General features: G+C 73.4%; 4 protein-coding genes. 1 reads left to right on the top strand and 3 read right to left on the bottom strand.

The window, feature by feature from the left end; genetic code table 11:
* Window positions 1-1,171 (bottom strand): maltotransferase domain-containing protein (locus tag B100_RS0130125; protein WP_024888099.1); only part of this gene is annotated, 1,171 nt, incomplete at its 3' end.
* 782 nt (window positions 1,172-1,953) lie between these two features.
* On the opposite strand from B100_RS0130125, the gene glgP reads away from it, so the two are divergent.
* The gene (gene glgP, locus B100_RS0130120; protein ID WP_024888098.1) at window positions 1,954-4,578 is read left to right on the top strand and encodes an alpha-glucan family phosphorylase; all 2,625 of its coding nucleotides are present in this window, start codon (window positions 1,954-1,956) and stop codon (window positions 4,576-4,578) included.
* Window positions 4,579-4,886: 308 nt separating this feature from the next.
* On the opposite strand, the gene B100_RS0130115 is transcribed toward glgP, so the two are convergent.
* Window positions 4,887-5,408 (bottom strand): DUF1990 domain-containing protein, encoded by a 522-nt coding sequence (locus B100_RS0130115; protein WP_024888097.1) that lies wholly within the window; start codon window positions 5,406-5,408, stop codon window positions 4,887-4,889.
* Window positions 5,409-5,501: 93 nt separating this feature from the next.
* Window positions 5,502-7,154 carry a M4 family metallopeptidase gene (locus B100_RS0130110; RefSeq protein WP_024888096.1) on the bottom strand — a complete coding sequence of 551 codons (1,653 nt, stop codon included), beginning with the start codon at window positions 7,152-7,154 and terminating at the stop codon, window positions 5,502-5,504.
* Between the last annotated feature and the right edge of the window lie 99 nt (window positions 7,155-7,253).

Here is a 7,253-nt window from a genome sequence, read left to right as displayed (position 1 = left end):
ACTCCGGGTGCTTGTCCACCCAGGGGTGGTCGGGGGAGCACTGCAGGGCGAAGTCGAGGGCGACCTCCATGCCCAGGTCGCGGGCGCGGGCCACGAACCGGGTGAAGTCCTCCAGCGTGCCCAGCTTCGGGTGNACNGCGTCGTGACCGCCCTCGGGGGAGCCGATCGCCCACGGCACACCCACGTCGTCGGGGCCGGCGTCGAGGCTGTTGTTGGGGCCCTTGCGGAAGGTCGTGCCGATCGGGTGGATCGGCGGGAGGTAGACGACGTCGAAGCCCATCCCGGCGATCGCGGGCAGCCGGCGGGCGGCCGTCTCGAAGGTGCCGTGCGGCTGCTCGGGAGTGCCCTCGGAGCGGGGGAAGAACTCGTACCAGGAGCCGTACAGGGCGCGTTCGCGTTCGACGAGCAGGGGGAGCGGGTCGCTGCTGGTGACCAGCTCACGCAACGGGTGCTTCGCCAGCACCGCCGCCACCTCCGGCGTCAACGCCGCCGCCAGGCGGGCCGCCGCCGGACGGTCCGTGTCGCGCAGGGCGTCCACGGCCGCGCGCAGCACCTCCCGGTCCTCGGTACCGGGCACCTGCTCCGCCGCCCGTTCGTGCAGCCGGGCGCCCTCCTCGAGGACGATCTCGGTGTCCAGGCCCGCCGGGATCTTGATCTGCGCGTGGTGCCGCCAGGTGCCGACCGGGTCGCTCCACGCCTCCACCGCGTACGTCCACAGGCCCGTCGCCGTCGGGGTGACCGTCGCCCCCCACCGGTCCGTGCCGGGCGCCAGCTCCCGCATCGGCGTGAACGGACCCGGGCGCCCCTCCGGATCCTTCAGCACCACATCGGCCGCCACCGCGTCGTGCCCTTCGCGGAACACGGTCGCCGTCACCTCGAACGATTCGCCCACCACGGCCTTCGCGGGCCTGAGCCCCTGCCGCACCAGCGGTCGCACGTCCAGCACCGGGATGCGCCCCACGGACGTCCGGGGAGGTGCCGCAGACGCCGGCGGTACGGGCGAGGCCGTGGCCGGCGCGGTGGGGACGGGCGGGGTCGGGGCGGACGAGGTCCCGGCGGGCGGAGGCGGCCCCGTTCCGGTGGTGCGGCCGGGCGGGGGCGCGGCGCCGGGGCGCGCGGGTGCCGGGGCGGCGGGCGTCGGGGGGGATGACGAGTGGTGCTTGGCGGGCATGACCGCTCCTGTCCGCGTCAACGAGGGTGGGCGGAGGACTGTGGGGAGGTGGGTCCTGCGGGGTCACAGTGGGGTGTACCCGCAGGAGCCTTCCCACACTGTTCGGGTGGGCAATCCGGCCCTTTGTTAACTACTCACGCGTATGTCGACACACAAGACCGGCCGGGGCCGCCCGGCGCTCGGCCGGTCCGGAGCACGCCCACGATGGGTTCGTTCCCACCGGCCGGCGGGGGCGGCGGGCGCCTTGGAGCGCCGCGGGCGCACCCGCGTACGCGGGTCCTGCGGCGGACGGGCTCCGCGCGCCCTCACCTCTCCGCCCGTCACACCTGTGACCTGCGTCTTCCGCGTCCACACCCGGAGTTTCGGTGGCCCGGCCGGGCGGAGGCACGGCGACACGCCCGCGCCGTCCCCGTACGGCCGTGCGTGACCGGTGAGCAGGATGGGACGGGAGGGATCCGAGAGGGCCCGCTGTCCCCGGGTGGCCGGGGTGCGGGCCGGCCGGCGGGCGGAAACGGCCGGTTCTTTGCCCTGCCCGGCGGGCGGCCCGGGGCGCACGGCAGGACAGGCGTCCCGGAGCGGCGGCGCGTCGCGCCGGGTGAAGTACGACAAGGCCGCACATGGGGGCGGAATCGGCCATGTCCACTGTGCGGTGAATCGTTTGGACACGGCCGGTGAGGTACCCGTGTCTCCCGGCTTCCCCCGCGGACGGTCTCCGCGCCGGTACTGTCGGCAGCGATACCCGGACGCACACCGCGTCTCTCACGAACGCGCCGAGGTGGCTTGTGAAGGCTATCCGTCGATTCACCGTCCGACCCGTGCTCCCCGAACCCCTCCGGCCGCTGAGCGATCTGGCCCGCAATCTGCGCTGGTCCTGGCACACCGGAACCCGTGACCTCTTCCGTTCCGTCGACCCCGAACGCTGGGCGGCGGCCGGCAGCGACCCGGTACGCCTGCTCGGCAGCGTGTCGACCGAGCGGCTCACCGAGCTGGCCGGCGACCGCGACTTCCTCGACCGCCTCGCCGCGGTCGCGGACGACCTGCACACCTACATGACCGGCGACCGCTGGTACCAGCAGCGGAGCGAACGCCTGCCGGCGGCCGTCGCCTACTTCTCCCCCGAGTTCGGCATCACGGCGGCCCTGCCCCAGTACTCGGGCGGTCTCGGCATCCTGGCCGGCGACCACCTCAAGGCCGCCAGCGACCTCGGTGCCCCGCTCATCGGGGTCGGCCTGCTCTACCGGCACGGCTACTTCCACCAGTCCCTGTCCCGGGACGGCTGGCAGCAGGAGCACTACCCCGTCCTCGACCCCCACGAGCTGCCCCTGGACCAGCTCAAGGAGGCCGACGGCACACCCGCCCAGATCGCCCTCGCCCTGCCCGGCGACCGCTCCCTGCGCGCCCGGATCTGGGTCGCCCAGGTGGGCAGGATCCCGCTGCTCCTGCTGGACTCCGACATCGAGGAGAACGACCTCATCGAGCGCGGGGTGACCGACCGGCTCTACGGCGGCGGCAGCGAGCACCGGCTGCTCCAGGAGATGCTCCTCGGCATAGGAGGGGTCCGTGCGGTGCGCACGTACTGCCGGCTCACCGGGCACGCCGCACCGGAGGTGTTCCACACCAACGAGGGGCACGCCGGGTTCCTCGGCCTGGAACGCATGGCGGAGCTGCGCGCCGAGGGGCTGGACTTCGACGCGTCCCTCGAGGCGGTCCGCGCCGGCACCGTGTTCACCACGCACACCCCCGTCCCGGCCGGCATCGACCGCTTCGACCGCGAACTGGTCGCCCGGCACTTCGGCCCGCACGCGGAACTGCCCGACCTGGAGGTCGACCGCATCCTGCGGCTGGGCATGGAGACCTACCCCGGCGGTGAGCCCAACCTGTTCAACATGGCCGTGATGGGCCTGCGCCTCGCCCAGCGGGCCAACGGTGTCTCCCTGCTGCACGGCCAGGTCAGCCGCGAGATGTTCGCCGGCCTGTGGCCTGGGTTCGACCCCGAGGAGGTGCCCATCACCTCCGTGACCAACGGGGTGCACGCGCCGACCTGGGTCGCCCCCGAGGTGTACCGCCTCGGCGCCCGGCAGATCGGCACCCAGCGCGCGGAGGAGGCGCTGAGCGTCGGCGACTCCGACCGCTGGGACTCCGTCGCCGACATCGCCGACCAGGACATCTGGGAGCTGCGCCGGTCGCTGCGCGAACTGCTGGTGCTCGAAGTGCGGGAGCGGCTGCGCGCCTCCTGGCGGCAGCGCGGCGCCGGGACGGCCGAGCTGGGCTGGATCGACGGCGTGCTCGACCCGGACGTGCTCACCATCGGCTTCGCCCGGCGCGTCCCGTCGTACAAGCGGCTGACGCTGATGCTGCGCGACCGGGACCGGCTGATGGACCTGCTGCTGCACCCCGACCGGCCGGTGCAGATCGTGGTCGCGGGCAAGGCGCACCCGGCGGACGACGGCGGCAAGCGGCTCATCCAGGAACTCGTCCGCTTCGCCGACGACCCGCGGGTCCGCCACCGGATCGTCTTCCTGCCCGACTACGGCATGGCCATGGCGCAGAAGCTGTACCCCGGCTGCGACATCTGGCTGAACAACCCGCTGCGGCCGCTGGAGGCGTGCGGCACCAGCGGGATGAAGTCCGCGCTCAACGGCGGGCTCAACCTGTCCGTGCTGGACGGCTGGTGGGACGAGTGGTTCCAGCCCGACTTCGGCTGGTCGATCCCCACCGCGGACGGCGCCGGAACCGACCCGGACCGGCGCGACGACATAGAGGCCGCGGCGCTGTACGACCTGCTGGAGCAGCGGGTGACCCGCATCTTCTACGAGCGCGGGCGCAGTGGGCTGCCCGACCGCTGGATCGAGATGGTGCGGCGGACGCTCAGCTTGCTCGGGCCGAAGGTGCTGGCGGGGCGCATGGTGCGGGAGTACGTCGAGCGGCTGTACACGCCCGCCGCGCACGCGCACCGGGCGATGGGACCGGACGCGGCACGGGAGCTCGCCGAGTGGAAGGCGACGGTGCGGGGTGCCTGGCAGGGCGTGACCGTCGACCACGTCGAGACGTCGGTCGCGACGGCCACCGCCACGGCGGAGCTGGGCACCACGCTCGCGCTGCGGGTGCGGGTGGGGCTCGGCAGCCTGCGGCCGGAGGACGTCGAGGTGCAGGCGGTGTCCGGGCGGGTGGACGAGGAGGACCGCATCACGGATGCGACCGCCGTGGCGCTGAAGCCGGTGGGGGCGCCCGCGCCGGGGGGCGGGTGGCTGTACGAAGGGCCGTTGTCCCTGGACCGGACGGGGCCGTTCGGCTACACCGTGCGGATTCTGCCGAGCCATCGGCTGCTGGCGTCCGGGGCGGAGCTGGGGTTGGTGGCGGTGCCACCGGAGGACGTCGCCGAGGCGGCGGGCTTACTGATGCGGTGACGCTGCGCTGGCTGGGGGTTGGGCAGCACACCTTCAGGGGCGCGGGGAACTGCGCGACCGGCCCCCGCCGGCCCGCACCCGGCGTGCGACAGTCCCCGGCGCCCCGGTGGCCGCGAGGGGGCGCTGTGCGACTCGGCGCTGCGAGGTGCCGCCTGCGCCCACCCGTGCCGCCCTGGGGCGCGACTGCCCGCAGGCGGTATCTGTCCGCAGAGGGTGGGGCAGCGCGCCCTCAGGGCGCGGGGAACTGCGCGGCCGGCCCCCGCCGGGCCGCACCCGGCGTGCGACAGTCCCCGGCACCCCGGGGGAGGTCAGGCGTCGGAGACGCCGTGGGTCGCCAGGCGGCGGAGGGTCTTGCCGCAGTGGCGGGCGTACGCGTGCTGGAGGCGGCGGGTGGCCGGGCCACCGGCGCGGCTGTACCAGCGCGCAGCCTTGCTGAACGCAGACACCGTCAGCCACACCGTCCCGTCCCCCGTGCGGTGCACGACGAACGCCTCCTCGCCGCACTCGGGGTGCCCGGCCAGTGTGCCGTAGGCCCAGCCCGCCCTGCGGTGCTCCTCCACCGTCCACACCACCCGGCAGGGCGCCTTCACCACTCCGGCGAGGGTGACGGTGACGTCGACGTCCGGCGCCGCCCGCTCCGCGGAGGCGTCGATGCCGACCCCCATCTCCCGGTGCAGCTCCCAGGTGAGCAGCGCCTCCGCCGCCTGCCGGAAGACCGTCTCCCCCTCGCCGAGCCGGGTGCGCTCCCTGAGGTGGTGGAACCCGGGAGGGCAGAAGTCGGGATCGCGGCTCGCGCCGACGTGGTCGTAGGTGAAGTCCGCCGAAGACATGGGACACAAGCCTAGGCGGTGGGCCCGCGTGCCCGGGCGGCACCCGGAGCGCGGTGCGCCGAGGATGCCGCCCGGCGTGCCCGCCGCGAGGCGTCAGCTGACGTTGATCGCCTTCCAGGCCGCCGCGACGGCCTTGTACTCGGTGCTGCTGGAGCCGTACAGCGCCGACGCCGCGTTCAGCGTGCCCGTACGGGCCGCCTTGTAGTTGGTCGTCGAGGTGAAGTACGTGGTCAGCGCCTTGTACCAGATCTGCAGCGCCTTGGCGCGGCCGATGCCGGTGACCGTGGAGCCGTCGTAGGTGGGCGAGTTGTAGCTCACGCCATTGATCGTCCTGCTGCCGCTGCCCTCGGCGAGCAGGTAGAAGAAGTGGTTCGCCGGGCCCGAGGAGTAGTGCACGTCGACCGAGCCGAGGCTGGAGGACCAGTAGTCCTTGGACGCCCCGTCCTTGCTCGGCTTGTCCATGTACCGCAGCGGCGTGCCGTTGCCGTTGATGTTGATCTTCTCGCCGATGAGGTAGTCACCGGCGTCGGAGGAGTTGGCCGCGTAGAACTCCGCGCCCGTGCCGAAGATGTCGCTGGTCGCCTCGTTCAGGCCGCCGGACTCGCCGCTGTAGCGCAGACCCGCGGTGTTGGAGGTGACGCCGTGGCTCATCTCGTGGCCGGCGACGTCCAGCGAGGTCAGCGGGTGGGTGTTGCCCGATCCGTCGCCGTAGGTCATGCAGAAGCAGCTGTCCTGCCAGAAGGCGTTGACGTAGTTGCTGCCGTAGTGGACGCGGGAGTAGGCGGCCTTGCCGTCGTTCCTGATGCCGTTGCGGCCGAAGGTGTTCTTGTAGAAGTCCCAGGTGATCTGGGCCCCGTAGGCGGCGTCCACGGCCGCGGTCTGGTCGCTGGAGGAGCTGGAGGCGGTGCCGGTGCCCCAGGTGTCGTCCGCGTCGGTGAACAGCGTGCCGGTGCCGGAGGTGCCGCGCGCCAGGTTGTAGGTCTTGTGACCGCCGCGCGAGGTGTCGTACAGCTGGTACGTCGAGCCGGACTTGTACGTGCCCAGGGTGACGGTGCCGGAGTAGAGGCCCTTGCCGGTGCCGGTGTGCACGGCCTGCCACTCGTAGAGCTTCTCGCCGGTGGTGGCGTCGGTGATCACGTGCAGCTCGTTCGGGGTGCCGTCCTCCTGGAGGCCGCCGACGACGGTCTCGTAGGCGAGGACGGGCGTGCCCTCGGCGGCCCAGACCACCTTGCGGGGCGTCGAGCCGGCCTCGGCCCGTTCCGACCCGGCGGCCTCGGCGGCGGCGAGCGCCTGCGTCCTCGCCTTGCCCGCGGTGACCTTCGGCGTCACGGAGGAGACCTCGACGGCGGCCTTCACGGCCTTGGTGACGGTTCTGGTGCCGCCGGCCGGCTCGTGCACGACGAGGTCGCCGCCGAGCACGGGCAGTCCGTCGTAGGTGCGCTCGTAACGGGTGTGGACGGTGCCGTCCACGTCCCGCACGACGTCCCTGACGACCAGCTTCTCCTTGGCACCGAGGCCTATCGCCCCGGCGGTCTCGGCGGCCGTCGCCTGCTGCTCCTGGACGAGGGAGGTGCGGGCGGCGGCGGACAGCAGCACGGGGGCTCCGCCGAGGACCGGCTTGCCGGCCGGGGCGGAGTCGGCGGTCGCGGTACCGGTGGCCAGGCCGGTGGTGAGCAGGGCGCCGGCCACGACGGCGGTGGCGGCGGCCAGGGCGGTACGGCGGCGACGCGCGTAGAGGGGAGTCACTCGAAGCTCCTAGGGGGTGAGTGGGGGTGCGGACGGCTGGGGGGCCGCCCGGGTGGTGCACCGAGCGAGGGAAGACTGGCATCTACGACGCGTACATGT

Source organism: Streptomyces sp. CNH189 (assembly GCF_000527195.1).
The sequence above is the reverse complement of the archived record's forward strand: the minus strand, read 5'-3'. Positions and strand labels throughout refer to the sequence as shown.